The sequence below is a fragment of the Caulobacter soli genome, from assembly GCF_011045195.1.
Classification (GTDB): domain Bacteria; phylum Pseudomonadota; class Alphaproteobacteria; order Caulobacterales; family Caulobacteraceae; genus Caulobacter; species Caulobacter soli.
The window spans coordinates 549369-574096 of the sequence record NZ_CP049199.1; the positions used below are offsets into that span (position 1 = coordinate 549369).

Annotated in this window: 25 protein-coding genes and 1 pseudogene; 12 read left to right on the forward strand and 14 right to left on the reverse strand. The window is 69.0% G+C overall.

What is annotated here, in order from left to right; genetic code table 11:
• Window positions 1-342: 342 nt before the first annotated feature.
• Genes G3M62_RS02600 through G3M62_RS02620 form a run of 5 tightly spaced genes read left to right on the forward strand, consistent with a single transcriptional unit; the run spans window position 343 to window position 4209 of the window.
• The gene (locus G3M62_RS02600; RefSeq protein WP_246263441.1) at window positions 343-1641 is read left to right on the forward strand and encodes an acyclic terpene utilization AtuA family protein; all 1299 of its coding nucleotides are present in this window, start codon (window positions 343-345) and stop codon (window positions 1639-1641) included.
• Entirely contained in the window at window positions 1641-1949 is a 309-nt protein-coding gene (locus G3M62_RS02605; RefSeq protein WP_165184491.1) for a DUF4387 domain-containing protein, read from the forward strand. The genes G3M62_RS02600 and G3M62_RS02605 overlap by 1 nt, the downstream gene beginning before the upstream one ends.
• Window positions 1950-2008: 59 nt before the next feature.
• The gene (locus tag G3M62_RS02610) at window positions 2009-2449 is read left to right on the forward strand and encodes an acyl-CoA thioesterase (protein ID WP_165184493.1); all 441 of its coding nucleotides are present in this window, start codon (window positions 2009-2011) and stop codon (window positions 2447-2449) included.
• A 12-nt stretch (window positions 2450-2461) separates the two neighbouring features.
• Window positions 2462-3142, forward strand: a complete 681-nt coding sequence (locus tag G3M62_RS02615; protein WP_165184494.1) for a TerC family protein — start codon at window positions 2462-2464, stop codon at window positions 3140-3142.
• Window positions 3143-3180: 38 nt separating this feature from the next.
• Entirely contained in the window at window positions 3181-4209 is a 1029-nt protein-coding gene (locus G3M62_RS02620; RefSeq protein ID WP_165184496.1) for an AbrB family transcriptional regulator, read from the forward strand.
• Here G3M62_RS02620 and G3M62_RS02625 read toward each other — a convergent pair.
• The 4 genes from G3M62_RS02625 to G3M62_RS02640 form a co-directional block, all read right to left on the reverse strand.
• The gene (locus G3M62_RS02625; protein WP_246263443.1) at window positions 4206-6626 is read right to left on the reverse strand and encodes a TonB-dependent receptor; all 2421 of its coding nucleotides are present in this window, start codon (window positions 6624-6626) and stop codon (window positions 4206-4208) included. The genes G3M62_RS02620 and G3M62_RS02625 overlap by 4 nt on opposite strands.
• Entirely contained in the window at window positions 6613-7569 is a 957-nt protein-coding gene (locus G3M62_RS02630; RefSeq protein WP_165184500.1) for a FecR family protein, read from the reverse strand. The genes G3M62_RS02625 and G3M62_RS02630 overlap by 14 nt, the downstream gene beginning before the upstream one ends.
• Window positions 7570-7651: 82 nt before the next feature.
• Window positions 7652-8149: an RNA polymerase sigma factor gene (locus tag G3M62_RS02635; protein ID WP_246263445.1), complete on the reverse strand. Its 498-nt coding sequence runs from the start codon at window positions 8147-8149 to the stop codon at window positions 7652-7654.
• A gap of 164 nt (window positions 8150-8313) precedes the next feature.
• A complete protein-coding gene (locus tag G3M62_RS02640) occupies window positions 8314-9006 on the reverse strand; it encodes a Crp/Fnr family transcriptional regulator (RefSeq protein ID WP_165184503.1) in 693 nt (230 codons plus the stop codon).
• A 91-nt stretch (window positions 9007-9097) separates the two neighbouring features.
• Here G3M62_RS02640 and G3M62_RS02645 point away from each other — a divergent pair, with 91 nt between their 5' ends.
• Window positions 9098-9865, forward strand: coding sequence for a class II aldolase/adducin family protein (locus G3M62_RS02645; protein ID WP_165184505.1), 768 nt, complete (start codon window positions 9098-9100; stop codon window positions 9863-9865).
• Between the two features lie 300 nt (window positions 9866-10165).
• On the opposite strand, the gene G3M62_RS02650 is transcribed toward G3M62_RS02645, so the two are convergent.
• The 6 genes from G3M62_RS02650 to G3M62_RS02675 all read right to left on the reverse strand — a co-directional run bounded on the left by G3M62_RS02650 (window position 10166) and on the right by G3M62_RS02675 (window position 16403).
• Window positions 10166-11104, reverse strand: coding sequence for a LysR family transcriptional regulator (locus G3M62_RS02650; RefSeq protein ID WP_165184506.1), 939 nt, complete (start codon window positions 11102-11104; stop codon window positions 10166-10168).
• A 26-nt stretch (window positions 11105-11130) separates the two neighbouring features.
• The gene (locus tag G3M62_RS02655) at window positions 11131-12135 is read right to left on the reverse strand and encodes a phosphoglycerate dehydrogenase (RefSeq protein WP_165184508.1); all 1005 of its coding nucleotides are present in this window, start codon (window positions 12133-12135) and stop codon (window positions 11131-11133) included.
• Window positions 12136-12544: 409 nt separating this feature from the next.
• A complete protein-coding gene (locus G3M62_RS02660; RefSeq protein WP_246263447.1) occupies window positions 12545-13219 on the reverse strand; it encodes a pentapeptide repeat-containing protein in 675 nt (224 codons plus the stop codon).
• Between the two features lie 98 nt (window positions 13220-13317).
• Complete coding sequence (locus G3M62_RS02665; RefSeq protein WP_205691936.1) at window positions 13318-14433, reverse strand: helix-turn-helix transcriptional regulator; 1116 nt, start codon at window positions 14431-14433, stop codon at window positions 13318-13320.
• Window positions 14434-14508: 75 nt separating this feature from the next.
• A complete protein-coding gene (locus G3M62_RS02670) occupies window positions 14509-15573 on the reverse strand; it encodes an NAD(P)H-dependent amine dehydrogenase family protein (protein WP_165184510.1) in 1065 nt (354 codons plus the stop codon).
• 23 nt (window positions 15574-15596) lie between these two features.
• On the reverse strand, window positions 15597-16403 hold the full coding sequence (locus tag G3M62_RS02675; RefSeq protein ID WP_165184511.1) for an SDR family NAD(P)-dependent oxidoreductase: 807 nt from the start codon (window positions 16401-16403) through the stop codon (window positions 15597-15599).
• Window positions 16404-16563: 160 nt separating this feature from the next.
• Between G3M62_RS02675 and G3M62_RS02680 the strand changes: the two are divergent.
• Window positions 16564-16869: pseudogene (locus tag G3M62_RS02680) on the forward strand (DUF1244 domain-containing protein); the annotation flags it as partial.
• Window positions 16870-16943: 74 nt separating this feature from the next.
• Here G3M62_RS02680 and G3M62_RS02685 read toward each other — a convergent pair.
• From G3M62_RS02685 to G3M62_RS02695, 3 genes are all read right to left on the reverse strand, one after another.
• Window positions 16944-17783, reverse strand: coding sequence for an outer membrane beta-barrel protein (locus tag G3M62_RS02685; protein WP_165184515.1), 840 nt, complete (start codon window positions 17781-17783; stop codon window positions 16944-16946).
• Window positions 17784-17899: 116 nt separating this feature from the next.
• Entirely contained in the window at window positions 17900-18538 is a 639-nt protein-coding gene (locus G3M62_RS02690; protein ID WP_165184516.1) for a response regulator, read from the reverse strand.
• 1 nt (window position 18539) lies between these two features.
• Window positions 18540-19325 carry a sensor histidine kinase gene (locus G3M62_RS02695; protein ID WP_165184518.1) on the reverse strand — a complete coding sequence of 262 codons (786 nt, stop codon included), beginning with the start codon at window positions 19323-19325 and terminating at the stop codon, window positions 18540-18542.
• Window positions 19326-19482: 157 nt separating this feature from the next.
• Between G3M62_RS02695 and G3M62_RS02700 the strand changes: the two genes are divergently transcribed.
• Window positions 19483-19839 carry a hypothetical protein gene (locus tag G3M62_RS02700; protein ID WP_165184520.1) on the forward strand — a complete coding sequence of 119 codons (357 nt, stop codon included), beginning with the start codon at window positions 19483-19485 and terminating at the stop codon, window positions 19837-19839.
• Between the two features lie 116 nt (window positions 19840-19955).
• Entirely contained in the window at window positions 19956-20855 is a 900-nt protein-coding gene (locus tag G3M62_RS02705; RefSeq protein WP_165184521.1) for a helix-turn-helix domain-containing protein, read from the forward strand.
• A gap of 18 nt (window positions 20856-20873) precedes the next feature.
• Here the strand turns inward: G3M62_RS02705 and G3M62_RS02710 are convergent, their stop codons facing one another.
• Window positions 20874-21884 carry an SMP-30/gluconolactonase/LRE family protein gene (locus G3M62_RS02710; protein ID WP_165184523.1) on the reverse strand — a complete coding sequence of 337 codons (1011 nt, stop codon included), beginning with the start codon at window positions 21882-21884 and terminating at the stop codon, window positions 20874-20876.
• A 140-nt stretch (window positions 21885-22024) separates the two neighbouring features.
• Here G3M62_RS02710 and G3M62_RS02715 point away from each other — a divergent pair, with 140 nt between their 5' ends.
• Genes G3M62_RS02715 through G3M62_RS02725 form a run of 3 tightly spaced genes read left to right on the forward strand, consistent with a single transcriptional unit; the run spans window position 22025 to window position 24726 of the window.
• Window positions 22025-22495: a MarR family winged helix-turn-helix transcriptional regulator gene (locus tag G3M62_RS02715; RefSeq protein ID WP_165184524.1), complete on the forward strand. Its 471-nt coding sequence runs from the start codon at window positions 22025-22027 to the stop codon at window positions 22493-22495.
• Window positions 22496-22504: 9 nt separating this feature from the next.
• Window positions 22505-24520 carry an FUSC family protein gene (locus G3M62_RS02720; protein ID WP_165184526.1) on the forward strand — a complete coding sequence of 672 codons (2016 nt, stop codon included), beginning with the start codon at window positions 22505-22507 and terminating at the stop codon, window positions 24518-24520.
• Window positions 24517-24726: a DUF1656 domain-containing protein gene (locus G3M62_RS02725; RefSeq protein WP_165184528.1), complete on the forward strand. Its 210-nt coding sequence runs from the start codon at window positions 24517-24519 to the stop codon at window positions 24724-24726. Before G3M62_RS02720 ends, G3M62_RS02725 begins: the two co-directional genes overlap by 4 nt.
• The last annotated feature ends 2 nt before the right edge of the window (window positions 24727-24728 follow it).

The window sequence follows — 24728 nt, forward strand, 5'->3', positions numbered from 1 at the left end:
CTGCGTGGCGCGCGGCTGCGTCGTTGCGGGCGTCGCGATCGGTTCGTCTGGAACAAGGCGCTGAATAACTTCGGCGGAGCGGCGACGAACCCAACTCCATCAATACGCGCCAGCCCAGTAGGGGCGCCGCGCCACCCCCGCATCGCCATTCGATCCAATTTCCAAATTGGATCCAATTTATTGACATAATGCATCCCAAGTTTTAGATGCATGGGGAAGCGGTCGACAAGGCCGCGCCCTCTGTGGTGGAAGCGCATGTTGCCAGGTCCGATCAAAATCATTGTACCGTGCGGTTCGCTCGGCGCGGGTGTCCATGAGGACGAGGTTCGCCGGGGAGTGGAGATGGGCGCGCACGCCATCGCCACCGACGCGGGCTCCACCGACAGCGGCGCGGCCTACCTGGCGCTCGGCATGTCGAAGAACAATCGCTCGTCGGTGAAGCGCGACCTGGCGATCCTGATGAAGGCTGGGGCCGAGGCGGGCATTCCCGTCATCGTCGGCACCAGCGGCCAGGCTGGCGGCGACAAGAACGTCGACTGGACGCGCGACATCGCCCTCGAAATCGCCGCGGAGCACGGCCTCAACCCCAAGATCGCGCTGCTCTACTCCGAGGTGGACAAGGCCTCGCTGAAGGTTCGCAATGCGGCCGGCCAGGTTAAGCCGCTGGCTCCGTTGGGCGCCCTGGACGACGCCACCATCGACTCCTGTGACCACATCGTCGCGGTGCTGGGCGCCGAGCCCTATGTGTCGGCCCTTGAGGCCGGCGCCGACCTGATCCTGGGCGGCCGAACCACCGACACCGCCGTGCTGTCCAGCTTCGCCCTGCTGAAGGGCGCCCCATGGGGCCCGGCCTGGCACGCCGCCAAGATCGCCGAATGCGGCAGCCAGTGCGCGGTCTACCGGACCAAGGGCGCGGGCGTCATGATCAGCATCGACAACGACGGCTTCGAAGTGGAGACCCTGAGCCTGGAGAACCGCTGCGACCCGCACAGCGTCTCGGCGCATATGCTCTACGAGAACTCCAATCCGTTCCGCCTGACCGAACCCGGTGGCGTGTTGGATGTGACCCAGGCTCGCTACGTGGCGCTGGACGAGCGCCGGGTGGGCGTAACCGGGTCGGTCTGGGAAAAGACGCCCTACACCGTGAAGCTGGAAGGCGCCGGGGCCGGCGGCTACCAGACCATCATGCTGGTGGGCATCCAGGACCCCGAGGTCTTGTCGCGGCTGGACGAATTTCACGATAAGATGCTGGCCGCCCTGAGGCATCGGGTGGACACCACCATCGGTGCGGCGGCTGGCGACTATCACATCTCGCTGCGCCTCTACGGCTGGAACGCCGTGTCCGGGGACAAGCCGTCCGAGGGCACGCCGGCTCCGCGCGAGGTGGGTGTGCTGTTCGTCGCCACCGCCGCGACCCAGGATATGGCCAGCCAGATCGCCAAGGCCTGCAACGCCTGGTTCTTCCACTTCCCAATCGTCGAGGACGAGGAGTTGCCCAGCTACGGCTTCGCCTTCACGCCCGCCGATATCGAGCGCGGCGCCGTCTATGAGTTCAAGCTGAATCACGTGGTCGAGCTGGACGACCCCATGGAGTTGGTCCGCACCACCTGGATCGACCTGAAAAAGAAGGAAGCGGCGTGATGACGACCGTCAAGGATGTCTGCCGCCACGTGCGGTCCAAGAACGCGGGCCCCTACTGGGTGACGTTCGACCTGTTCTTCGACGGGCCGGACAGCTTCGAGAAGCATCACGCCAACCCGGCTCTGGGCCCGCAACTGTTCCAGCGGCTGTTCGGCGCCGACCCGGCGCTGGTGAGGCACTATCCGGTGGCTGACCTCAACGTGGTCAAGATCTCGTACGCCCGCACCTCGCCCCAGGGCGGGGTCGTCGAGCGCGACATGCACTGCGGCCAGCAGTTCGTGCGCCTGCTCGACGTGCAGCTCGACTAGCGATCGCCCAGGCCGGGCGGTTGTGACCGCGGCCGCCCTTCGTCTCGCCAGGACGTTTCATGCTCCCTAACTCCCGAGCGCCGCGCGGGGCGCTCCAGGCGCCCCCGGGGCCGCTGACCGACTATCCGGTGACGGTCCGGGTCGAGGACATCGACCACATGGGGCACGTCAATAACGCCGTCTATCTTCAGTGGGTGCAGTCGGCGGTGGTCCGCCACTGGGAGCGGATCGCCGACGCCGAGGCCGTGGCGCGTCACCTGTGGGTGGCGCTCAAGCACGAGATTACCTACCGCAGTCCCGCCTTCCTGACCGACACGATCGTGGCCACCACGGGCATCGAGCGGGCGGCGGGCGCCAAGGCCCAGTTCCAGACCCTGATCCGTCGCGGCGACCATCTGCTGGCCGAGGTCAACAGCTTGTGGTGCTGCATCGACCACCAGAGTCATCGGCCGGTGCGCCTGCCCAAGCCCACCCTGGCCCGCTTCGTCGCGTCGGCCTGAGAGTTCGCCGCCATGACTTCGACTCTGATCGGCGAGATGGGACCGTCCCTGGCCGCCTTCGCACAGGTGCTGATGATCGATCTGGTCCTGGCGGGCGACAACGCCGTTGCCGTGGGACTGGCGGCGGGCGGCCTTCCGACCGAGCAGCGCCGCAAGGTCATCGTCTGCGGCCTGGCCGCCGCCGTCGTGCTGCGGATCGGCTTCGCTTTGGTCACGACCTGGCTGCTCGGCGTGGTGGGCCTGCTGCTGGCGGGAGGGCTTCTGCTGCTATGGGTATGCTGGAAGATGTGGCGTGATCTGCGAGCCGCCGAGGCGAACGAGGCCGGCCATGTCGCTGGCCCCGCCAAGACCTTCGGCTCGGCCTTTCTGCAGGTGCTGGTTGCCGATGTCTCCATGTCGCTGGACAACGTGCTGGCCGTGGCGGGGGCGGCGCGTGAGCATCCGGGCGTGCTGGTGGCGGGTCTCCTGCTGTCGATCATCCTGATGGGCCTGGCCGCCAATGCGATCGCCGCCCTGCTGCGCCGCTATCGCTGGATCGGCTATGCGGGCCTGGCCATCGTGCTCTACGTGGCCGGCCACATGATCTGGCAGGGCTATCGCGACGTCGCCGTCGACCTGGGCTGGACCTCGACCTACGACCGCCTGACGCCCCAGCCGCTCCACATCGGGGCGTCGGGACACGTGGGGAGATGAACCCGCACGAGATTCTCCGACGCCCTTGGGCGCAGTGGATGCTGCTGATCGCCGCCACCGTGGCGGCCGATACGGTGCTGACCCTGCTCCACGCGCCCGCGGCCCTGCTGTTGGGCCCCCTGGTGATGGCCATCGGCTTCGGCGTGGCCGGAGCGACCCTGCGGCCGCCTGGGCCGCTGCGCCTGACCAGTTCGACCCTGATTGGCTGCCTTGTGGCCACCGCCCTGGGACCCGCGCTGGGACCGGACCTGCTGGGCCACCTGCCAACCTTCCTGCTGATCGCCGTCTCCACCCTGGCCATGAGTCTGGGCCTGGGATGGCTGCTGGCCCGCCTCGGCTGGTTCGAGGGAGCGACGGCGGTGTGGGGGCTGTCGCCGGGCGGGGCGGCCAGCATGATCGCCCTGGCCCAGGAGATGGGCGCCGACGCCCGCACCGTGGCCCTGATGCAGTACTTCCGGGTGCTGCTGGTGGCGGCCGCCGCCATAGGCCTCGCCCATGTGGCCGCGCCGGGCATGCACGCCGGCCCGGGCAAGGCCTGGCTGGGTCCGGTCCACCTGTCGGGCCTGGCCGCGACGGCGCTGCTGGGCTTGGTTGGGGCGGGACTGTCTCGCGTGCTGAAGTTCCCGGCCGGCATCTTCCTGATCCCCGGTCTTTCGGGCGCGGTGCTGATGCGGCTGGGCTGGCTGCACCCCGAGGTGCCGCCGATCCTGGGGGCCATGGCCTATGCGGTGGTCGGGTGGACGATCGGGCTCAGCTTCACGCCCGCGACCCTGGCCCACAGCGCCCGCGCCCTGCCCAGGATCATCGCCTCGACCCTGATCCTGATCGCCCTGTGCGGCTTGTCAGGCCTGGTGATCGGGCTGACCTGCGGCGTCGATCCGCTGACCGGCTATCTGTCGACCAGCCCTGGCGGCGTCGATTCCATCCTGATCATCGCCGCCTCCACGCCGGTGGACTTGCCGTTCATCCTGTCGGCTCAGGTCGTGCGGGTGATCCTGGTGCTGATCGCCGGGCCGTGGGCCGCCGGTCAGGTCGCCCGCTGGACCCAGGCGAAGGAAGAACCCTAGAATCGCGCCGACAGCCGCAAGCCCAGGGTCCTGGGTCGCAGCGGCGTCATCTCGGCGTCGGTGGGCGGATTGAAGGGATTGCCGAAGGCGAAGCTGTCGGCGGTTCGGTCGAACAGGTTGTCGACATAGACGCCCAGGGTCCAGCGCGGGGTCTCCAGCGAAAGGCTTGCCGAGCCCTCGATATAGTCCGGCGCGGCTTCCGCCGGCTCGGGGGCGAGGCTCAGCCGTGCATGGCCGACATAGCGTAGCCGGCCTTGGGCGCGAAGGGTCCGCTCACCATTCAACGGTTGGCGAAAGTCGAAGCCGAAGCTGGCCGAGACGCCGTTGATTCCCGCCAGGGCGACGCCCGCGCCATCGAGCGCGGGATCCTGTCGCTTCAGGCTGGGATCGCTCAACAGCGCCGCGCCACGCAGGTCCAGACGCGGGCTCGCGCGCCAGACCGCCTCCAGTTCCAGCCCGCGGTTGTGGCCCGCGCCGATATTGGCCGTGTAGGGCAGGCCGTCGGCCCGGTACTGGTCGCTCTGGATCGAGGTCCAGTCGGCCTGGAACAGCGCCGCGCGCAACTGCAGGCGATCGTCCAGCCAGCGGACCTTGGCGCCGACCTCGTAGTTCCACAGCTCGTCCGGGCGATAGCGCCGGGTTGGCGCGCCGGGTTGGTCGAAATCCAAATCCAGGCGGCCGGCCGTGTTGAACCCGCCGGCGCGGTAGCCCTCGGCGACCTGGACGTAGACCAGCCAGTCGGAGGACGCGGAGACGCTGAGCAGCAGCTTGGGCGACAGGCCGTTCTCGTCGTTCTTGCCGGCGACGTCGCGCGTTTCGTCGTCCTGGGTCACTTGGGAGACGACGTCGAGGCCGTAGTCGAACCAGCGCAGCCCGGCCGTCAGCGACAGGTGCGGAGTCAGGGCGTAGGTCAACTCGCCATAGAGGGCGGCTTCCCGAATGTTGTCGTCCCGCGCCTCGGCATAGGCGACCGCGCCCAGCGGCGCATCCGGGCCGTCCACGGAGCCCAGGGCCGTGGCGGTGCGGGCGTGGCCCGTCGACACGAAGGCGCCGGCCAGTCCCGTCACCCGTCCGCCCTGTGGCGTGGCGTAGGTGATCTCGGCGACGGTCAGGTTCGTGCGCTTGGTCTCGTCGAACGCCGCGGCGCCTTCGGCAAGACCGTAAAGTCCAGTCGCCGCGCTGGCGTCGAAGCGGCTAGTGAAGTGATGGCCCAGGCGGGAGGCGCTGGCGGTCAGCCGGCCCCAAGATCCTTCCCCCGCCAGGGTCAGCGAGCCCTGGTCGAAGCTGTTGTCATGCGGCTCTCGCACCCGGTTGTCGCGCAGTAGCGGGCCCAGGCGTCGCAGGCTGTACTGGGTGTCGTCGTTGTGGATCGACTGGTGGGTCAGCACCATGTTGGCGCTCCAGTCGGGTCCCAGGGCGGTGCGCAGGGCCAGGCGGCCGCCGTGACGGTCAGCATGGTTGACGCCGTCCAGGCCCAGGGCGGGATTGTCGATATAGCCGCCCTGGCGCTCGCGATAGACGACGGCGCGCAGAGCCGCCTTGCCGGAAATGAGCGGGATGTTGGCGGTCGCCTCGAGTTCGTCGCCCGGGCCGCCGCCGCGGGTGTTCGACAGTCCCGCCATCAGGTCCACCGAGGTCTCGTCAAGGTCGGGCTTGCGGGTGACGATCCGCACCACGCCGCCGATCGAGCCGCCGCCGTAGAGCGTGCCCTGGGGGCCGCGCAGCACCTCGACCCGCTCGATATCGGCCAGGCGCAGATCGGGATCGGGGGCGTTGTAGGTGACGGGGACCTCGTCCAGGTAAAGCGAGACGATCGACTGGGTTTGACCAGTGAAGGCGCCGTCCGAAAGGCCCCGCAGCAGGACTTTGTCGCGGCCGGGTCCCAGGTGGGTCGTGCTCATGCCCGCCACCTCGCCGTCCAGGTCGCCAAGACTATAGATGCGCTCGCGGCGGGCCTGTTCACTGGAAACGACCGAGAGGGCGAAGGGCGTGCGGCCGGGCAGGTTGGGCTGACGTTGGGCGGTGACGATCACCTCGCCCAGGGCCGATGGCGGCGCCTCGGAGGTGGCCGGCGATGGTCCGGGAGGAGCCGGCTTCGCTGGCGTCCGCCGGATCAGGATCGTCTCCGCGTCGATCCGAGTCCAGGCGCACCGAGAACCCGCCAGGATCCTGTCCAGCGCTTCGTCCAGGTCCATGACGCCCGACAGGCGAGGGGCTTGGCCGCGACAGGCTTCCAGATCACCGCCCAGCGAAATGCCGGCCTGCAGAGCGAGGTCCAACAGGGCGGCGCGGACCGGCTTGGCGGGGAGGTTCAGGCGGATCCGGCCTGGGGCGGCGACCGCTTCGCCAGGCGTGGCGGCAAAGGCGGCAAAGCCCAGGACGACCGCCGCGCGCCAGATTCGGTCAGCGCGCTTCAAGGACGACTTCATCACGGGTGAAGCGGGCCCGGATCGGAATGAAGGCTTCCAGCCGGCGGATCATCGTCGGCTGGTCGTCCTGCCTGAGCACGCCGCTCACCCGGATCGAGATCGCGCTGGAAGCCACCCGCACCTTCAAGGGCCCATAGCGGCTGAGATCGGCCGCCACCTCGGCCAGGGGGGTGTCATCGTAGTAGAGTCGGCCTTGCGTCCAGCCGAAGGCCCGGTCGGGATCGGTCGCGCGGACGGCCTGGTCGGTGGCCCCTTCCTGGTGCGACAGCTCCTGGCCCTCACCCAGACGCACCGTGCGGCCGTCGCGGGGATCGCTGACAGCCACAAGGCCGCGGCGGACGGTGACCATCAGGCGGCCGGCGCGACGGACAATGTCGAATTCGGTGCCGACCACCCGCACGCGCCGATCGCCGACGGTTACCTCGAACGGACGGTCGGACAGGTGAGCCACGTCGAACGTCGAGGCGCCGTCGACCAGTTCGACCTCGCGCAGGCGCGGCGCCAGGCGCACGCGCACGGTCGTGGCCGGACCAAGAACCAGCCGCGAGCCGTCTTCCAGCGCGACCGTGCGAAGCTGGCCGGGCGGCGTGGCGTATTCCCGCCAGGGTTCGGCGGGCGAACGGGCAACCAGCACGGCCAGCACCACGGCGGCCGCGGCGGCCAGGCCGCCGATCGACCAGACGAACGCTGAGCGCCGGATGGGAGGTCGAGCCGGTCGGCGGGGGAAAGGGGTGACGACAGGCGCGCCGGCCGCTGGCGCCTCCAGGTCTTCCCAGAAGGCCTCGACCGCGTCATAGGCGGCTCTATGGTCGAGCGAGGCGTCCAGCCAGGCGGTGAAGGCCCGCCAGTCGGCGACGTCCATCTCGCCGCGCACCCGGATGCACCAGGCGACGGCCTCCTGCTCCACGGCGTTGTCTGGCGACCCGGTCATGCGCGCTCACCCGAGGTCCGACGCCGGCAGGACGGCCGGCTCGGCCACAATGACGCCGCCGATGGGCGCATACCCCCCGCGGTCATCGTCCCACCTTCGCGTACAGATGGGCCAGGGCCGCGCTCATGTGCTTTTCGACCGTCTTCAGCGACAGGCCCAGCCGCTGGGCGGTCTGGGCGTAGGTCAGGCCCTCGAACTTGTGCAGGCGGAAGATCCCCTGGGTGCGGGAAGGCAGGGCCAGCAGGGCCTCAGACAGTCGCTCCAGCCGCTGGCGGGCGATCAGGGTGGTTTCGGCGTCGGGATCCTCGACCATCTCGACGCGCCCGATCACCGTCGTGCTGGTCCGCCGCCAGGCGTCGTCCCGCGCCCGGTTCCGGCGGCCGCGCCGAAGCCAGTCCAGCATGTGGTTGTGTGCCAGGCGATAGAGGAAGGCGGCGGGATTGCGCACGTCCTGGCCCTCCAGGTTCCGGATCTTGACGTAGAGATCCTGGACCAGGTCCTCGACGTCGGCTTGGGGCCCCAGGCGCGCCCTATAGAAGCCGCGCAGTTCGTTCTGCCGCGCCAGATAGGTCTCCAGCACGAGGGCGGAGGCCGGTGAGGGGCTAGCGGGCGGGGGCTTTTCGTCGGTTGGGGACAAGTCTTGCGCACGATGTCGGGCCGCGCCCGGATGCGCGTTTTGCCTCAAGGATGCGTTTGGATCAAAAATTGGATCCAAAATGAGGCGATTGTGGATGTCGCCATGCCCTAACGCCCAAATGCCTCCGGATTGCACAGCCGCGACAGGCGGGCCGGGTCGAGTATGGCGATGCTGGCGTAACCCAAGGCGACGACGCCGGCTTCCTCCAGTCTGCGCAGGCCACGGTTCAGAGTCTGGCGGCTGACCCCGACGACGGACGCCAGCTCGGCCTGGCGGATGGACAGGGGGCTAGGAGAGCCGGCTTCGTCCGCCGCCTTGGCCAGGGCGCGGGCCAGGCGCACCGCCACCGGTTGGGCGGCGCGCTGCTCGATAAAGGCCAGGGCCGTGCGCTGGTTGGCGCAGACCAGCAGGCCCAGATCGCGATAGAAAGCGCCGTCTTGCACGCCCAGTCGCGCTACCGAGGCCGGCGACAGATGGAGCACGCTGGCCGACCCGAAGGCCACGGCGTCGTGGGGGCGCGGCCCGCCGTCCAGGGTCGAGAGCTCGCCGAACCAGACGCCGGGCCCCAGGATCCGCACCAGGATCTCCATGCCGCTGGCCGGATAGCCGATCAGCCGCACCTGGCCCTCGAGCACCGCCCAAAGGCCGTTGGGCGGATCGCCGGCGCCATAGAGGCGCGCGCCATCCGGAACCGCCGAGACGCTGGCCTCGCCGAGAATCAACTCGCGGCGCTCGACGGGGAGGGCGGCGAACCAGTCTCCGGCCTCAAGGGTGCGGCGGTCGTCGGCGGTGGGACGCACGAAGAGCCTTTCGATGAGATTGTCGCGGGCGCGACAATCCTCATTTCGACCCGGTGTTAGCGTCCGTCAAACCATAATGGAGGAAGCAAGTATGACAGCGGCTTTGAAAGCGGTTCCTGGCGTGCGCGAACGCGTGTCGCCCGAGGAATGGGCCCTGCGGGTTGACCTGGCGGCGGCGTTTCGCCTGGCGGCGCTGAACGGCTGGGATGACCTGATCTTCACCCACATGTCGGTGCGAATCCCGGGACCCGAGCACCATTTCCTGATCAACTCCTACACCAACATGTTCGAGGAGGTGACCGCCTCGAACCTGGTGAAGATCGACCTCAACGGCGACAAGGTCATGGACTGCGCCGGCCAGGTGATCCGTGCTGGCTTCGTGATTCATTCGGCGATCCACAGCGCCCGCGAGAACGCCAATGCGGTGATCCATCTGCATACCCCGCAGGGCCAGGCGGTGTCGGCCTCGGCCGACGGCCTGCTGCCGGTGACCCAGACGGCGATGATCGTCTGTCACGACGTCGCCTACCACGAGTCCGAAGGCATCGCCGAGGACATGGGCGAGCAGGAGCGCATCGTCGCCGATCTGGGCGAGAAGAACACGATGATCCTGCGCAACCACGGCACCATGGCCGTGGGCGAGACGATCCAGCAGGCGTATCTGCGCATGTATTTCCTGGAACGGGCCTGCCAGGCCCAGGTGCTGATCCCGGGCAAGGTCCACCGTCCGCAACAGGGCGTGGCCGAGGTGATCAAGGGCCAGGTGACCGGCCCGGCCACCAAGATGATCGCCGAGCACTTCGCCTGGCCGGCTCTGCTGCGCAAGCTGGACCGGATCGACTCCAGCTTCCGCGACTAGGCCTCGGCGACATGCGGTGGTTGAAGGCCGACGGCGTGGCGATCGAAAAGCCGCATCGAACGATGCGTGTTCAAGCGCCTGAAAAACGCCTGCCGGACAAGGCCTTGGGTTAAGCTTCGGCGTCTCCTCGAGACACCCGCGCCGACCTCCTCGTCGCGAACTCGTCGATAGCCCGTGGCGGCCGAGGCCGCCGCGCTCCCGCGTCATCCTCTTGCACGTCGATGGATGGCGCGCCGGACGCAGGACGGCTCGGCCCGGGCGCACCGACACCCTGTGGTGCGCCCGGTCCTCTTTTGAAGCTCAGAGCGTGTCGACCGGCGGACCCGGCTCGGCGCGCTGCTTCAGGCGAGTCCAGAAGGCCTCCGCCGCCACGGTCTGGCGGGCGCGGGGGCGAAACAGCCGGATATCGATCGGCACGTCCCAGGTCTCGTCGCCGGCCCGAACCAGGCTGCCTTCCTCCAGGTCGCGCGAGATCAGGCTCATGGGTAGCCAAGCCAGACCCCGTCCCGCCCGAGCCATGGCCGCCAGCACTGTCGCCACATGGGCGGTGAAGCTGGGCGACAGCCACATCGAGGGGCCCTCCAGGGCATGGGCCGAGGCCAAGATCCGCCCCATGCCCGACACCTCGCTGAACGCCAGATAGGGCACGGGCGCGCCCAGGCGACCGGGCAGGGCGAAGCGTGGTTGGTCCGGGACGCCCGCCATGGTGGCGCTGACGGGGATCAGCACGTCGCGCCCGACGTCAATCGAGGTGAAGTAGTTGGGTCTGAACGACACCGGCGTCGACGGGTGGTGATGGCACAACAGAAACTGAGCCTGTCCTTGCATCATCAGCCGTTCGCAACCGGCCATGTTGTCGGTCACCAGACTGACCGTCGAACTGAGCGGCTCCTCGGCCTCGATCTCTTCCAGCCATCGCGGGAAGAAGGTGATCGACAGGGCGTGGGTGGAGGCGAAGCGCAGGGTCGAGACGAAGCCCTCGGCCACCGCCCGGGTCTGTTCGCGTCCCAGATACAGCCGTCGCAGCAGATCCTCAGCCGCGGGTCGCCACTGCTCGCCGGCCGGGGTCAGGGCGACGCGGTGGGTGTCTCGGTTGAACAGGGGGGCGCCGAGCCAGGCCTCCAGCAGGCGCACGCGGCGGCTGAAAGCCGGCTGCGAGACATTGCGCGCCTCGGCGGCGCGTCCGAAATGCTGGTGCTCGACCAGGGCCAGGAAGTCTTCGAGCCAGTCCAGCTCCATTAACGCGGGTTCTTTCCTCGCCGGACTCAGCGGCCGGGACGACCGTCGGCGACCACACACTCCGGCGGGGGATCGCCACCGTCAAGGACAGCGACGACCGAGCGGGCCGCCACCATGTTGGTTCGATCCAGGCCCTCGCGCGACGAGGCGCCCGAGTGCGGCGCGCCGACCACGTTGGGCAGGGCCAGCAAGGCCTGGGAAACCGGCTTGTAACTGGGATCACTCTCGCTGACATAGACATCCAGACCCGCACCGGCCAGCCGTCCGGCGCGCAGGGCCTGCAGCAGGTGGGCGTCCTCGACCAGGCCGCCGCGCGCCGTATTGATCAGGATTGCTCCCGGCTTCATCGTCTCAATGGCTGTCGCGTCGATCAGGAACCTGGTCTGGGGTGTCAGCGGCGCGTGCAGAGTGACGTAGTCGCTGCGTCGGAGCAGGTCGGGCAGGTCGACATAGTCCACGCCCGTGGCGCGCGCGTAGTCGGGGTCCGGCCGCGTGGTGTGAACCAGCACGTTGCAGTCGAAGCCCGACAGGCGCTTGACGACGCTCTTGCCGATCCGACCCAGGCCGACGACGCCGACGGTCTTCTCGCAAAGGTCCGAACCCATTAGAATCGACCAGTCGCCTTCCAGCATCCGCTGTTGGGATTCGCGGAAGCGGCGGGCGACCGCCAGCATCAGGCCGATCACGTGGTCGGCGACCGACGCGTCGTTGCCGCCCGCGGCGATGGCGACCACCCGGCCAAGATCCCGCGCCGCCTCCAAGTCGACACGTTCGTAGCCAACGCCGCGCCGCGAGACAATTTGAAGATCGGGCAACGCCTCCAGGAGGGCCCGCGTCACGCGTGCATGGCCGACGATCCAGCCCGCCGCTCCCGCCAACAGCGCGACCAGGGCGTCATGGTCCAGATCGCCGTCGGCCTTGCCTGGCGGCAGCGAAGCGATCTCCACCACGCAATCCCGGTCCCGCAGATAGGCCAGAGCTTGATCGTCGAAGAAGCGTTGAGTGACGACGACCTTGCGGGACGGGGACATGCGATTACGACCTCCAGCTCTGGGTTTGCGGCAGGAAGGCGATCGCCGGGCGCGAGCGCCAGACCGAAACGCGCATCGTTTGATCGAAAATTCGGTGGAAGGCGCGGTTGCAAGCTATACCTTCGCGAAAGTATCCAATTCAGGCTTCTGGTCTTTCTCTATCAATGGGCCTTCGCACCTCGACGTGTCGTAGCGGTTCAGGCTCAGCGCCCGTTCGACTCCGGCCCCAAGCGCCGCCCGATCGAACCTTAACCATTTCCAGTTCCGCATCCCAATTCGCTGAAACTCTGAACCAATTCAGATGACTACGAAGCTAAATGCCGGGCGTTCTCGGCGTTCCGGGCGCGCCATTTCTCCAAGACAATCCAATCGGTGAAAACGGCCTCGCGGCTGTGGCCGCACTGCGCGCCTAGCGGACGTTCAGGCCCATTTCGGCCAGCAGGGCGCTGGCTTGGGCGCGGGAAATGAAGGCGCCTTTGAACTTGCGGGCGTCGTTCAGGCGCACGCCGCCGAGGTCGGCGCCGCGCAGGTCGGCGCCTTCGAAGCGGGCGTTCAGCAGGTGAGTGTCGCGCAAGCTGCAGTCCTCGAACACCGCGTCGCGGAAATCGCAGGCCGAGAGGTCGGCCAAGCTGAAATCGATCCGCTCCAGTGTCTGCTTGCGAAACGACATGCCCGCCAGGTGCGCGGAGCCGAGATTGGTCTCCAGGAACACCAGGCCGACATTGCGCGAGCGCGAGAAGTCCGCGCCCATCAGCTTGCAGCCCACGAACTGGCATTCCGCCAGGCTGGTTCCGATGAAGCGGCCGTTGTGCAGGTCGCTGGACCGGAAGACCGCCGAGGCCAGCTTGGCGGCGGTGAAGTTCGCGCCGCCGCCCTTGCAGTGGCTGAAGCTGGCATATTCGAGCTGGCATCCGGTGAAGTCGGTGTTCCTGAAGGTGCAGCGCTCGAAACGAAAGCCGCCGAGATCCAGGTTCGACAGGTCCAGCGCGTCGAGATCACGCTCCACCAGCACGACGTCGGCCTGGCCGCGCAGGCCGGCGATGTCTTCCCGCGTCATCGTCTGATCGGGCGTCTGCTCGTTCACGCGTGAAGTCTCCGTGGCCAACAGGGCTGGCTATCCAACGCACGCGGGCGTGTCGATGCTTTCGTGCGTCCTGGCCAGGCCCGACGCTGGAGCGGCGTTCACGCGATGGCCAGCACGCTGCGGTGGACGAAGCGGACCAGGTCGGCCTGGCCGCGCGCGCCGGTCTTGGCGTAGATGCGCTTGGAATAGGTGCGGGCGGACTCCACGCTCAGGCCCAGTTCGGCGGCCGCTTCGGCGATCGACATGCCTCGGCTGAGGGCCAGGGCGAGGCCGGCCTGGCGGGGCGTCAGGTCGAACAGCTGGCCCAGCTGTTCGCAGCGGTCGGCGGACGACCATTGGTCGGAATGGACGTAGGCCACCAGCGTCGGGGCGGGGCGGGTCGCGCCGGCGGCGACCTTGGCGGCCTTGACCAGCAGCATGTCGAGCCAGGGTTCGCGGCTGAGCACGATGGCGCGGGGGCGCGATTGGCGGTCGGCGCCCAGAGCCTTGAGGGCGGCGGCGATGTCGCGGCCCACGGCGGCGTCGCGGGCGGCCAGCTTGTCGCCGCGACCACGGGTCAGGACGGTCCCGTCCGCCAGCAGGGCCTGGCCGTGGGCGTCGACGTCGAGGATACGGCCCTCGGCGTCCAGGGTCAGCCAGCCGAAGTTCATGCGGCGCACGGCCTCGTTGGCGACCGAGGCGGTCATCCGTTCGCGCTCCAGGGCGACATAGCTGGCCAGGGCCGCGCGCAGATAGGGCGCCAGGGCGGCCATCAGGGCGTCGTCCTCGGGGGCGAACTCGCGCTTGCGGCGCGACAGGGTCAGCCAGGCGCCGACGCCGCTGGCCTCGACCACGCGCATGATGCGCAGGACGTTCATGCCGCTGGGCGACAGCAGCTGCGCGCGATAGGCGTCGTGGCGCGGATCGCCCTCGCGCAGCAGCTCGGCCAGCGCGTAGACCCGCCCGTCGGCCATGTCGTGATAGGGCAGGGGGTCGCTCTTGTAGAGGCTGTCGCGATAGAGCTGGGCGATGATCGGCGGCGACTGGCGGCCCGAGGCCAGGTGCACGACGCGGTTATGCGGCGCGCCGTCCCTCAGCGGCCGGAACGTCAGGCTGGCGTAGTCAGCCCCCACGCGCCGCCGCAGCCGCAGGATGAAGGTGGACCACGGAGGGTCTTCCACCATGCCCGCGATCAGCGGTTCGATCAGATTGGCCGCGTCGTCGCCGCTCAGCACGTCGATATCCCCAAACGGGAACTCCCGAGGGGCTAGGCTTAGCGCTGATTTCCGCCCGCTCAAATCGGGACGGCGCTATCCGCGCACCAGGCCGTGCGGCTGGACGACGCCCAGATCGATATGGGTGACGAAGCCGGGTTTGGCCTCGCAGACCGCGGGCAGGGCGGTGGCGCCCAGCAGGCCCGTCCAGGGCAGGCCCAGGAACGGCCGCACGCCGTCGGGGCCGGGCCGCGCCATCAGCCGCACCTCCAGCGCCGGATCGCCCTCGATCACCACCTGGTAGCGGCTGTCGATGTCCCACTGGGGTTCGATGTCGGGGCCCATCGACCAGTAGAAGTGGTAGGTGATCAGGGGCTTGCCCTCGCACCAGGCTGTCCATTCGTAGTGCTGGCCGCCGACCGTGCCCTGGCGGATCACGCCGCCGCCCTCGCGGCCCTCGCCCAGGGTGTAGGGGATGTCCTTGGTGGCCTTGGCGACCTCGAGCCTGGTGGTGACCTTCTCGATCGTCTTGCCCAGGCCCTCGGCGACCATGGCCATGGACTGGGCGAAGGCGTAGGGGGCCTCGGGCGAGCGGCTGGGCTTGGCCAGCAGGGCTTCGGGATCGCGTCCGAACCCCATCATCTCGGTGTAGATCATCGGGTTCTGGACCTTGTCGATGAACTCGTAGACCTGGATGTGGTCGATGCGGTTCATCAGTCGGGTCAGGGTCAGCGGCAGGATGTCGCCGGAGAAGCCGGGGTGCACGCCGCAGGCGTGGTACGAGACCCCGCCCGCGCGGCAGGCCGCCTCGATCTTCTCGAAATGGGCCGGATAGTGCTGGGGCGAGAACGGGCCGCCCACCGAGGCGACGTTCTTGCCGGAGGCCAGCAGGCGGCAGATCGTGTCGACGTCGGCCACCAGCGGCGCGTAGTGCACGCAGTCGGCGTCCAGCGCGATGATGGCTTCGACGTCGTCGGTGGCCAGCACGCCCGTGGTCGGCGGCAGGCCGGCCAATTCGCCGGCGTCCTTGCCGACCTTGCCTGGATTGGTGACCAGCACGCCGACCAGATCGAACACCGGGTTCTCGATGAAGTGCTTGAGCGCGGCCTTGCCGACCACGCCGGTGGCCCACTGGATGACGCGGTACGTCTTCTCGGTCATGGGGAGCATTTCCTCGTTCTGGCTCAAACGACCGAGCGGACCTGGCCGCCGTCGACGCGATAGTTCGAGCCGGTGACGTAGCCCAGCGCCGGGCTGGCCAGGGTGCAGGCGACCAGGGCCACTTCCTCGGGCGCGCCCAGCCGGCCGACCGGCGGCAGGTCGAAGACCTTCTCGCCGGCCAGGCGCTGGGTCAGCTCCTCGATCGTCATGTCCGGATCGTTGTAGCGATGGCGGCCGTAGCGGATCAGGCCGTCCACCATGATCACCCCGGGGGTGACGGTGTTGACGGTGACGCCGACGCCCTTCAGCGACCCGGCCAGGCTGACGGTGAAGTTGTTCAGCGCCGCCTTCGCCGCCGAATAGTCCGTACCAAGATTGTTGGGCTGGATGGCCACGGCGCTCGACACCTGGATGACCCGTCCGAACCGGGCGGTCACCATGTCGGGCACGGCCAGCAGCACCAGGCGCACGGAGGCCAGGGCGTTGGCGTTGTAGTTGGAAATCCAGTCGGCCACGCCGATGTCGAGCGGCGGCTTGGAGGTGTTGCCCGTCGAACTGCCGCCGGCGTTGTTGATCAGGATCTCGATATTGCCGCCCAGGGCCGCGCGGGCCTGCTCGTGGACGGCGGCGGCGCCCTCGTCGGTCGACAGGTCGCCGATCGCCACGCCCGCGGCCTTGATCTCGGCGGTGACCTTTTCGGCGCGTTCGCGGTTGCGGCCATGGACCACCACGGCCGCGCCTTCCTGGGCCAGCAGGCGGGCGATGGCCTCGCCGATCCCGCTGCTGCTGCCGGTGACGAGCGCGCGCCGGTCCTTGAGCTTGAGATCCATCCTGTCCTCCCCTGCGTGTCTCGCCGTCGAGCGGCGTTTGGGCTCACAGACCATGGGCGGGGTGGCTCGGCATATTCCCATTTGGGAAGGGGTAGGTCGCGGTGTTGCCGATCAGCGCGCCAAGCGCCAAATGGAGGGTACGACAACCGAGTGAGCCGCCATGACCGCCCCGATCGACGACCGCCTCGCCGCCGCCGCCTTCCACAGGCTGGTCGAGCACCTGCGTTTGCGCACCGATGTGCAGAATGTCGACCTGATGGGCGTGGCGGGCTTTTGCCGCAACTGCCTGGGTGACTGGGTCAGCGAGGCCTCGGAAGGGGCGCTGAGCCGGGACCAGGCGCGCGAGGCGGTCTACGGCATGCCGCAGTCGGACTGGAAGGCGCGCCACCAGGGGCCGGCGACGCCCGAGCAACTGGCGCGGATGGAGACCAGCGTCGCGCTCAACGAGCGCCTGCGGGCCGAACGCGAGGCGCGGCTGGACGAGGCGCTGGACGAAAGCTTTCCGGCCAGCGATCCGCCGGCCATGACCGAGCCGGGACGCTAGAACGCGGCCTCCAGGAAGATCGCCGGGCCCTTGAACTTGTAGGCCAACTCGCCGTTCCAGAGCTTCTTCTTGATGTTCAGATCGTAGTCGACATAGCGGTACATGACGCCGACCCCGACATTGTCGAACACGCGATACGAGGCGCTGACCTGGGCGTTGACCAGGCGGCCGTCATAGTCGGAGACCTTCAGCGACAGGTAGTCGACCCGTCCGTTCAGGGTCAGCCTCGGCGTAGCCTGGTACGCGCCGTACAGGCCCAGTGTCGGCAGAGGCGCCAGGGCGTCACGCTTGCGGACCTGGCTTTGGATCGAGGCGTTCCCGATGCGGCCCTCGCCTTCCAGTTCGATCTTGAACTGGGTGACGTGCAGGCCGACGGCGACGCCCAGGTCGGCCTTGTCGTTGCGGACGAAGGAATAGCCGACCGCCAGGCGATAGACGTCGGTGTCGAACGCGCTGTCGATGGTGCGGCCGACCGGAAAGGTCACGTCGTCGAACGTGATGTCCCGGCCGGAACTGGCCGAGGCGCTGCGATTGAGCGCGTAATATTCGCCGATGATCGACCAGCGCTCACCAATCCTGGCCCCGGCGAAGACGGCGGGCAGCGACTTGCGATCCTTGAGCTTGAGGTCGGATTCCAGGTCGATCTTGGTGCCCACCGCGCCGTTCTTGGACGACACGCTGGCGGTGGTGTTGATGTCCGGCCAGAAGGCCTGGACCTGCAGCCAGTAGCGGTCCTGCACCGCCTGGGCGTGGGCGGATGAGGCCAGGGCGACGAGCGCGGCCCCCGCCGCTATCGCTCCCGCCAAAACGCCGGACTTCCTGAGCGATCGGACCATGGCTTTTTCTCCGCGTGCAGCCGTCAAGCTGAGCGTGGAAAGACCGCGAACCAATCGGGGGAATTCTCACTTCGCCCGAGGATTTTGCACTACGGCGGGCCCGGGTTGTCCGGGGGTCAGATCTCGATGACGCCGCGCCTGGCCGCCACGGTGACCGCGTGGGTGCGATCGGCGACGTCCAGCTTGGCGAAGATGCTCTTCAGGTGGGCCTTCACGGTGTCTTCCGACAGCGACAGGTCCCAGGCGATCTGCTTGTTGGCGCGTCCGGCGGCGACCAGGCGCAGCACGTGGATCTCGCGCTCGCTCAGGGCTTCGTCGATGGCGTGGACGGCGATCTCGTGGGCGATCTCGGGGTGCAGGTGGCGGCGGCCGGCATGGACGTTGCGGATCGTGTCGAGCAGTTCGCGACGCAGGGTGCTCTTGAGCAGATAGCCGGTCGCGCCGGCCTTCAGGGCGCGCAGGGCCTGCACGTCGCCGGCATAGGTGGTCAGCACCACGATCCGGGCGGCCGGAAACTCGGCGCGGATCGCCTCGATCGCCTCCAGGCCGCTCATGCCGGGCATCTGCAGGTCCATCAGGGTGACGTCGGGCCGCAGCTCGCGATGGCGGGCCACCGCTTCGGCGCCATTCTCGGCCTCGCCGATCAGCACCATGTCCGGCTGCAGCGCCAGGACCGCGGCCACGCCTTCGCGCAGCATCGGATGGTCGTCGACGACCAGGACGCGGATCTCCTGACTGCTCGGGCCGATCGCCATGTCAGATCTCCGTCGACGGGGCGCGGCGCTGGGCGAAGAGCCAGGCGCGCTTGCCGGGATCGAGGTAGGCGACCGAACCGGGCACGGTCAACGCGATCTCGGTTCCGGCCCCGGGGCGGCTGCGAATTTCGAACGCGCCGTGGATCTTGCGCGCCCGCTCGTTCATGCCGGTCAAGCCCTGGTGGCCGCCGTCGAGCACGGTCTGGTCCAGGCCCACGCCGTCGTCGAGGACTCTCAGGTCCAAGGCGTTCCGGCCATAGCTGAGGTCGATCTCGAGATGGCGCGCTCCAGCGTGGCGCCGGGTATTGCACAGGGCCTCGGACGCGATCCGCTCGATCGCCTCGCGGACCGGCGCGTGCAGACGCCAGGGCGTTCCCTCGACCACCATCCGCGCCTTGACGGTCGAGGTCAGGTCAAGCCGCTCGACGAGGTCGGCGAGGGTCTCGTTCATGTCGCCGGGCCCGTCGGCGCGCAGGCTCCTGGCCCGGTCGCGGCCCTCGACGATGACGTCGTCGGCGCGATCCAGCGCGCTTTCCAGGGCCTGGCGGGCCGGCAGGTCGGTGGGGATCTGCTCGACCACCGACTGCAGGCGCAGGGTCAGGCCCTGAACATCCTGCAGCAGGATGTCGTGCGACTCGCGCGCGACCTGTTCGCGGCGCGCCATGCGGTCCTGGACACGGCTCGACAGGTGGCGGGCTCGCAGGGCGTGAAGACCCCAGAACAGGCCAGCCAGCGCCAGGACGCCCAGCGCCCAAAACAGATCGGTCTGGAAAAGGGCCGTCTTCATGCTCGATGGCCCTCGTCGGCCGCAATGCTCACAGCCTTGCTTTCATGAGCCAGTCCCACGCGAAATCTCGAAAGGGTGACGCGCGCCCCCCCCGTTGGGAGCTTAACGAAGGGGCGTCGGGCGCGATAGCGGTGTAGCCTTCAACAGGAGGCGTCCCATGTTTCTCGGCGCCATGTTTCCGGGCGGCCTGATCGGCGTGGCGCTCCTGATCGGGCGCCTGGCCGCCGCGGCCGTGCTGATGTTCGTCTTGAACGACACCGCGCGACAGGCTCTTTGGTTGGCCTTGCCCCTGGTGGTGGTCGCCGCGGGCCTGGTCGCGGGGCTGTTGACGCGGTTCGCGGCGGCGGCCTGCGTGGCCTTGGTGGTGTTCGGCGCGGCGAGGGCCGACGGCGCGCTTTGTGTCGTTCTGGCGCTTAACGCCCTGCAGGTGGTGGGGATCGTGTTGGCCGGCGCCGGCGCCTATTCGCTGGATGCGCGGCTGTTCGGCCGGCGCGTAATCCGGTTGGACGACTAGATTAACCACCCGATCGGGCGTCGCCCGCCTACCCGTTTGGGATTTACCGGCAAGGCCCGCGAGCGGATCGTCAGGCAACGTCAAAGCGGACTTTGGGCAGACTTGGGGAGCGCGTCATGATCGTTCGTAGCGTTGCGGAAAAGGATGTGGCCGAGCTGGCGAGCCTCTTCATCGCCCCTCCCAATCCGGGCAAGTGGAAGGTCGCCGCCGCCGAGATCCGGTTGCCCGAGCCGCTGCTCGACGTCACCCCCGTCGCGCCCCGCGCCGACGTCCTGATCGTCCGGATGCAGCTGAACGACTATCCCCGGCACCGCTACTGGGAAGATGGCATGACGACGCCGGTTCGCGACGTGGCGGCCGGCGAGATTCTGTTTCACGACCTGCGGCGCGGCCCGCGCATGGTGCTGGACCAGCCCTATCACGCGCTGCACGTCCACATTCCGCGCGCCGCCTTCGACGCGATCGCCGCCGATTCCAACGCCGCCCCGATCCGGGATTTCGACTACGCGCCGGGCGTCGGCTTCGACGATCCGACGATCGCGGGCCTGGGGACGTCGATCCTTGCCGGCCTGGGGGACAGCGCTGTCCGCAACCAGCCGTTGGTCGACCACCTGATCCTGGCCATGGCCGCCCATGTGGCGACCCGCTATGGCGGCATGGCGCCGATGTCGCGGGGCGCGCGCGGCGGCTTGGCCCCGTGGCAGACCCGGCGGGCCAAGGAGATCCTCAGCGCCAATCTCGACGGGGCGGTGCCGCTGACCGAGGTGGCGCGCCAGTGCGGCCTGTCGGTGGGTCACTTCTCGCGGTCGTTCCGCCAGTCGTTCGGCACCACGCCGCACCAGTGGCTGGTCCAGCGACGCCTCGACGCGGCCAAGGACCTGATCCGCTCGTGCCGGATGCCGCTGTCGAACGTGGCGCTGAGCTGCGGCTTCGCCGACCAGAGCCACCTGACCCGGGTCTTCACCCGCGAGGTCGGCGCCAGCCCCGCGGCCTGGCGCCGCGAGGTCCAGCAGTAAGGGTTCAGACGGTAGGACTCAGGCCGCCAGCTTGCGGGCCTTCACCTTCACCCGCAGCACGCGGTGGTTGGACGACATGTAGAGATGGCCGTCGGCGGCCAGCTCGCAGTTGGAGATCACGTCGTCGGCCCGGATGATCCCGATCCGCTGGCCGGCCGGGGTGAAGATCGAAATGCCGTCCTGGCTCGAGGCCCACAGGTTGCCGCCCCGGTCGACCTTCAGGCCGTCGCCGCCGTCGATGCCGGTCGTGGCGCGGTCGACGAACGACCGGCGGGCGGTCGGCGCGCCCTTGGCGTCCAGGTCCCAGGCGACCCAGCCGGTTTTGCGATCGGTGCCGTAGAGGGTCTTGCCGTCGGGCGACAGGCCGATGCCGTTGGGCTCGATGGTCTTGTCGATCAGGGTCACGACATTGTCGGCCCCCAGGCGATAGACGCCCGAATAGTCGGTCTGGCGATAGGGCGAGCTCCAGTCGCCCTTCAAGCCCCACGGGGGATCGGTGAAATAGATCGCGCCGTCGCGGGCCAGGACCAGGTCGTTGGGGCTGTTGAGGCGCTTGCCCTCGAAGCTGGCGGCCAGCACCGTCTTCTTCCTGGTCTTCAGGTCGATGAACGAGACGCAGCGGTTGCCGCTGTCGCCGATCACCAAACCGCCGCGCGCCACGATCAGGCCGTTCGAGCCGGCCTCGCGCAGGCTGCCCGTCTCCGGCCCGGCATAGCCCGAGGGCGCCAGCCAGATCTCGTCGCCCCGCGCCGGCGACCAGCGATGGATCCTGTTGCCCGGCACGTCGGAGACCAGCAGGTAGCCGTCCTTGCCGCCCACCCAGACAGGGCCCTCGCTCCAGGTGAAGCCGTCCATCACCTGCTCGACCGGCGCGTCGGCGTCGACCAGGGCGTCCAGGGCCGGGTCGAGGCGCTCGACCTTGCCGACCACGGGGTAGGGCGTCGCCGCCTTGGACAGGGCCGGCGCGGCGGCCAGGGCCAGGATCGCGGCGGCCGCGCCGCGACGCGTCATTGGCAGGGTTGAGGTCATGGCGGCGGCTCCTGGCTTTCGTTTCTTCCCGGCCTGTTGTGCCTCGCGTTTCGCCGCAGCGCCACCGTTCACTGACAGCCTTGTCATAATCTAGATAGGATGCTATCTAATATCGATAGCAAGCTACCTATCTGGTTCCCATGACCCTGCCGCCCCGCCTCCTCGACGAACGCACCTTCGCAGGTTCGCTGCTGCGCCTGGCCCGGATCTACCGGCGCGAGGTCAACCGCATCCTGGTCGAGCACCATCTGTCGGACGCCCGGGCCCTGCCGGTTCTGTATATCGCCCGCTCGGGCGGCGGCATGCGTCAGGGTCACCTGGCCGAGGAGCTGGGCGTGGAGGGCCCGTCCCTGGTTCGCGTCCTGGACCAGTTGTGCGCCGCCGGCCTGGTCGAGCGCCGCGACGATCCCAAGGACGGTCGCGCCAAGACCTTGCATCTGACGCCCGAGGGCGACGCGCTGGCGGTGATTATCGAGGACGCCATCCAGGATCTGCGCACGCGGTTCCTGGCGGATGTCAGCACCGAGGATCTCGCCGCCGCCGTCCGTGTCTTCACCGTATTCGAAGCGGCGCTCGAAGCCGCCGCCTCCGCCAGCGGCCAGGAGGGCTGACGCAGCCCCATGCCAAAGCTCGACAGATGGACGCTGCTGTTCTCGGTGAACAGTTTCGCGGCGGCCATGCTCGCCCTCTATATCGGTTTCGCCCTGGGCCTTCCCCGGCCGTACTGGGCGATGACGACCGCCTATATCGTCAGCCAGCCGCTGGCCGGGGCCGTGCGCTCCAAGGCTGTCTATCGCCTGCTGGGCACCCTGCTGGGCGCCGCCGCCGCCGTGGCCATGGTCCCCAACCTGGTCAACGCCCCGGTGCTGCTGTGCCTGGCCATGGCCCTGTGGGTCGGGGGCTGCCTGACCATCTCGCTGCTGGACCGCACGCCGCGCTCCTACATCCTGATGCTGGCCGGCTACACCGCCGCCATCATCGGCTTCCCGGCCGTCAACCAGCCCGGCGGCATCTTCGAGATCGCGGTCTCGCGGGTGATCGAGATCGGCCTGGGCATCCTCTGCGCCACCCTGGTCCATAGCTTGGTCTTCCCGCGCCCGGTCGGGACCGTGCTGCGCCAGCGTCTGGCCGCCTGGCTGGGCGAGGCCGACCGCTGGGCGCTGGACGTGCTGAAGGGCCGGGGCGCCGAGGCCCTGGACCGCGACCGCCGCCATCTGGCCGCCGCCGCCAGCGAGATCCACCTGCTGGCCGTGCACCTGCCGTTCGACACCTCGCGACTGCGCGAGACCACCGGTGCGGTGCGCGCCTTCCACGACCGCATGCTGCTGCTGATCCCGCTGCTGTCGGGCCTGGCCGACCGCATGGCGGCGTTGAAGGACGTATCCGATCCAGCCGTCCGCGAGGTTTTGGACGCCGTCGCCGCCTGGATCGAGGCCGGCGCCGCGCGCGAGCCGGGCCTGGCCCTCGTCGAACGCCTGCGCAACCTGGCTGGCGCTCGCCGTGACGCCGACTGGTCGGGCCTGCTGATCGAAAGCCTGCTGGCGCGCCTGGCCGAGGCCGTCCAGGCCTTGAACGAGGCCCACGCCCTGATGGTCCGGCTGTGCGATCCCGACGCGCCGCTGTCGCCCGCCCTGGAGACCGCCGCCGCCACGGCCGGCCGTCGCAAGCTGCACGCCGACCTGCCCCTGGCCCTGCTGTCGGGCGGCGCGGCGGTGATCGCTATCCTGCTGTCATGCGTGGCCTGGATCGGCTTCGGCTGGGGCGACGGCGCGGCGGCTCCGGTGATGGGCGCGGTGTTCTGCTGCTTCTTCGCGGCGATGGACGACCCCGTGCCGGCCATCAAGAATTTCGGCCTCTATTCGCTGCTCTCCCTGCCGCTGGCCGCGTTCTACATGTTCGCGATCCTGCCGGCGATCGACGGCTTCCCGCTGCTGGTGGCCGTGATGGCCCCGCCGCTGATCGTGCTGGGCCTGTTCATTCCCAACCCCAAGACCATGGGCGCGGCCCTGGCGGTGATCATGGGCTTCGCCAACGCCATGGCCCTGCAGGAGAGTTTCAGCGCCGACTTCGCCAGCTTCCTCAATGGCAACCTCGGACAGTTTGTCGGCCTGCTGGCGGCGATCATGGTCACGGCCGGCCTGCGCTCGATGGGCGCCGACGCCAGCGCCCGGCGCCTGCTGGGCCGCACCTGGACGGGCCTGGCCCGCCTGGCCCGCGCCAAGGCCGCGCCGGAGCCGACCGCCTTCGCCGGCTTGCTGGTCGATCGCCTGGGCCTGCTGACCCCCAAGCTGGCCGAGACCAACGCGCGCGGCGATCTCATCGGCGTCGACGCCCTGCGCGATCTGCGGGTCGGCATGAACCTCGTCGCCGTCCAGGCCGCGCGGCCCGCGCTTTTCCCGCGCACGAGTATCGACGCCGCCCTCGACGGGGTGGGGCAGCGCTTCGCCGCCCTGGCCGCCGGGCGCGCGCCCCCGGCGGACGCCGACCTGCTGGACCGCCTGGACGCCGCCCTGCGCGACACGGTCGGAACCTCGTCCGCCGCGACCGTTCAAGGCCTGACCGGACTGGTCGGTCTGCGCCGCAACCTGTTCCCCGACGCCCCCGCGCCAGACCTCATTCCGGAGCCCGCCCGATGATCGGCGAGATCAACCTCGACGGCGTCCTGCTGTCCTCCGTCCTCGTCTCGGCCCTGATCGCCCTGGTCGCCGCCTTCGTGCTGCGCCGGCTGCTGTCGTGGGCCGGCGCCTATCGCTTCGTCTGGCACCCGGCGCTGTTCGACACCGCCCTGTTCGTCATCCTCTGGGCCGCGGTCATCGCGGTCCCCCTGCCGATCGATCTGTAAGA

Excerpts from the sequence above, each read along its gene's own strand:
- G3M62_RS02610 (WP_165184493.1), top strand. The coding sequence starts at position 2,009 with ATGCTCCCTAACTCCCGAGCGCCGCGCGGGGCGCTCCAGGCGCCCCCG.
- G3M62_RS02620 (WP_165184496.1), top strand. The coding sequence starts at position 3,181 with ATGCTGCTGATCGCCGCCACCGTGGCGGCCGATACGGTGCTGACCCTG.
- G3M62_RS02720 (WP_165184526.1), top strand. The coding sequence starts at position 22,505 with ATGCCAAAGCTCGACAGATGGACGCTGCTGTTCTCGGTGAACAGTTTC.
- G3M62_RS02630 (WP_165184500.1), bottom strand. The coding sequence starts at position 7,569 with ATGACCGGGTCGCCAGACAACGCCGTGGAGCAGGAGGCCGTCGCCTGG.
- G3M62_RS02685 (WP_165184515.1), bottom strand. The coding sequence starts at position 17,783 with ATGGTCCGATCGCTCAGGAAGTCCGGCGTTTTGGCGGGAGCGATAGCG.
- G3M62_RS02605 (WP_165184491.1), top strand. The coding sequence starts at position 1,641 with ATGACGACCGTCAAGGATGTCTGCCGCCACGTGCGGTCCAAGAACGCG.
- G3M62_RS02715 (WP_165184524.1), top strand. The coding sequence starts at position 22,025 with ATGACCCTGCCGCCCCGCCTCCTCGACGAACGCACCTTCGCAGGTTCG.
- G3M62_RS02700 (WP_165184520.1), top strand. The coding sequence starts at position 19,483 with ATGTTTCTCGGCGCCATGTTTCCGGGCGGCCTGATCGGCGTGGCGCTC.
- G3M62_RS02650 (WP_165184506.1), bottom strand. The coding sequence starts at position 11,104 with ATGGAGCTGGACTGGCTCGAAGACTTCCTGGCCCTGGTCGAGCACCAG.
- G3M62_RS02600 (WP_246263441.1), top strand. The coding sequence starts at position 343 with ATGGGCGCGCACGCCATCGCCACCGACGCGGGCTCCACCGACAGCGGC.
- G3M62_RS02615 (WP_165184494.1), top strand. The coding sequence starts at position 2,462 with ATGACTTCGACTCTGATCGGCGAGATGGGACCGTCCCTGGCCGCCTTC.
- G3M62_RS02690 (WP_165184516.1), bottom strand. The coding sequence starts at position 18,538 with ATGGCGATCGGCCCGAGCAGTCAGGAGATCCGCGTCCTGGTCGTCGAC.
- G3M62_RS02710 (WP_165184523.1), bottom strand. The coding sequence starts at position 21,884 with ATGACCTCAACCCTGCCAATGACGCGTCGCGGCGCGGCCGCCGCGATC.
- G3M62_RS02675 (WP_165184511.1), bottom strand. The coding sequence starts at position 16,403 with ATGGATCTCAAGCTCAAGGACCGGCGCGCGCTCGTCACCGGCAGCAGC.
- G3M62_RS02705 (WP_165184521.1), top strand. The coding sequence starts at position 19,956 with ATGATCGTTCGTAGCGTTGCGGAAAAGGATGTGGCCGAGCTGGCGAGC.
- G3M62_RS02655 (WP_165184508.1), bottom strand. The coding sequence starts at position 12,135 with ATGTCCCCGTCCCGCAAGGTCGTCGTCACTCAACGCTTCTTCGACGAT.
- G3M62_RS02645 (WP_165184505.1), top strand. The coding sequence starts at position 9,098 with ATGACAGCGGCTTTGAAAGCGGTTCCTGGCGTGCGCGAACGCGTGTCG.
- G3M62_RS02670 (WP_165184510.1), bottom strand. The coding sequence starts at position 15,573 with ATGACCGAGAAGACGTACCGCGTCATCCAGTGGGCCACCGGCGTGGTC.
- G3M62_RS02725 (WP_165184528.1), top strand. The coding sequence starts at position 24,517 with ATGATCGGCGAGATCAACCTCGACGGCGTCCTGCTGTCCTCCGTCCTC.
- G3M62_RS02695 (WP_165184518.1), bottom strand. The coding sequence starts at position 19,325 with ATGAAGACGGCCCTTTTCCAGACCGATCTGTTTTGGGCGCTGGGCGTC.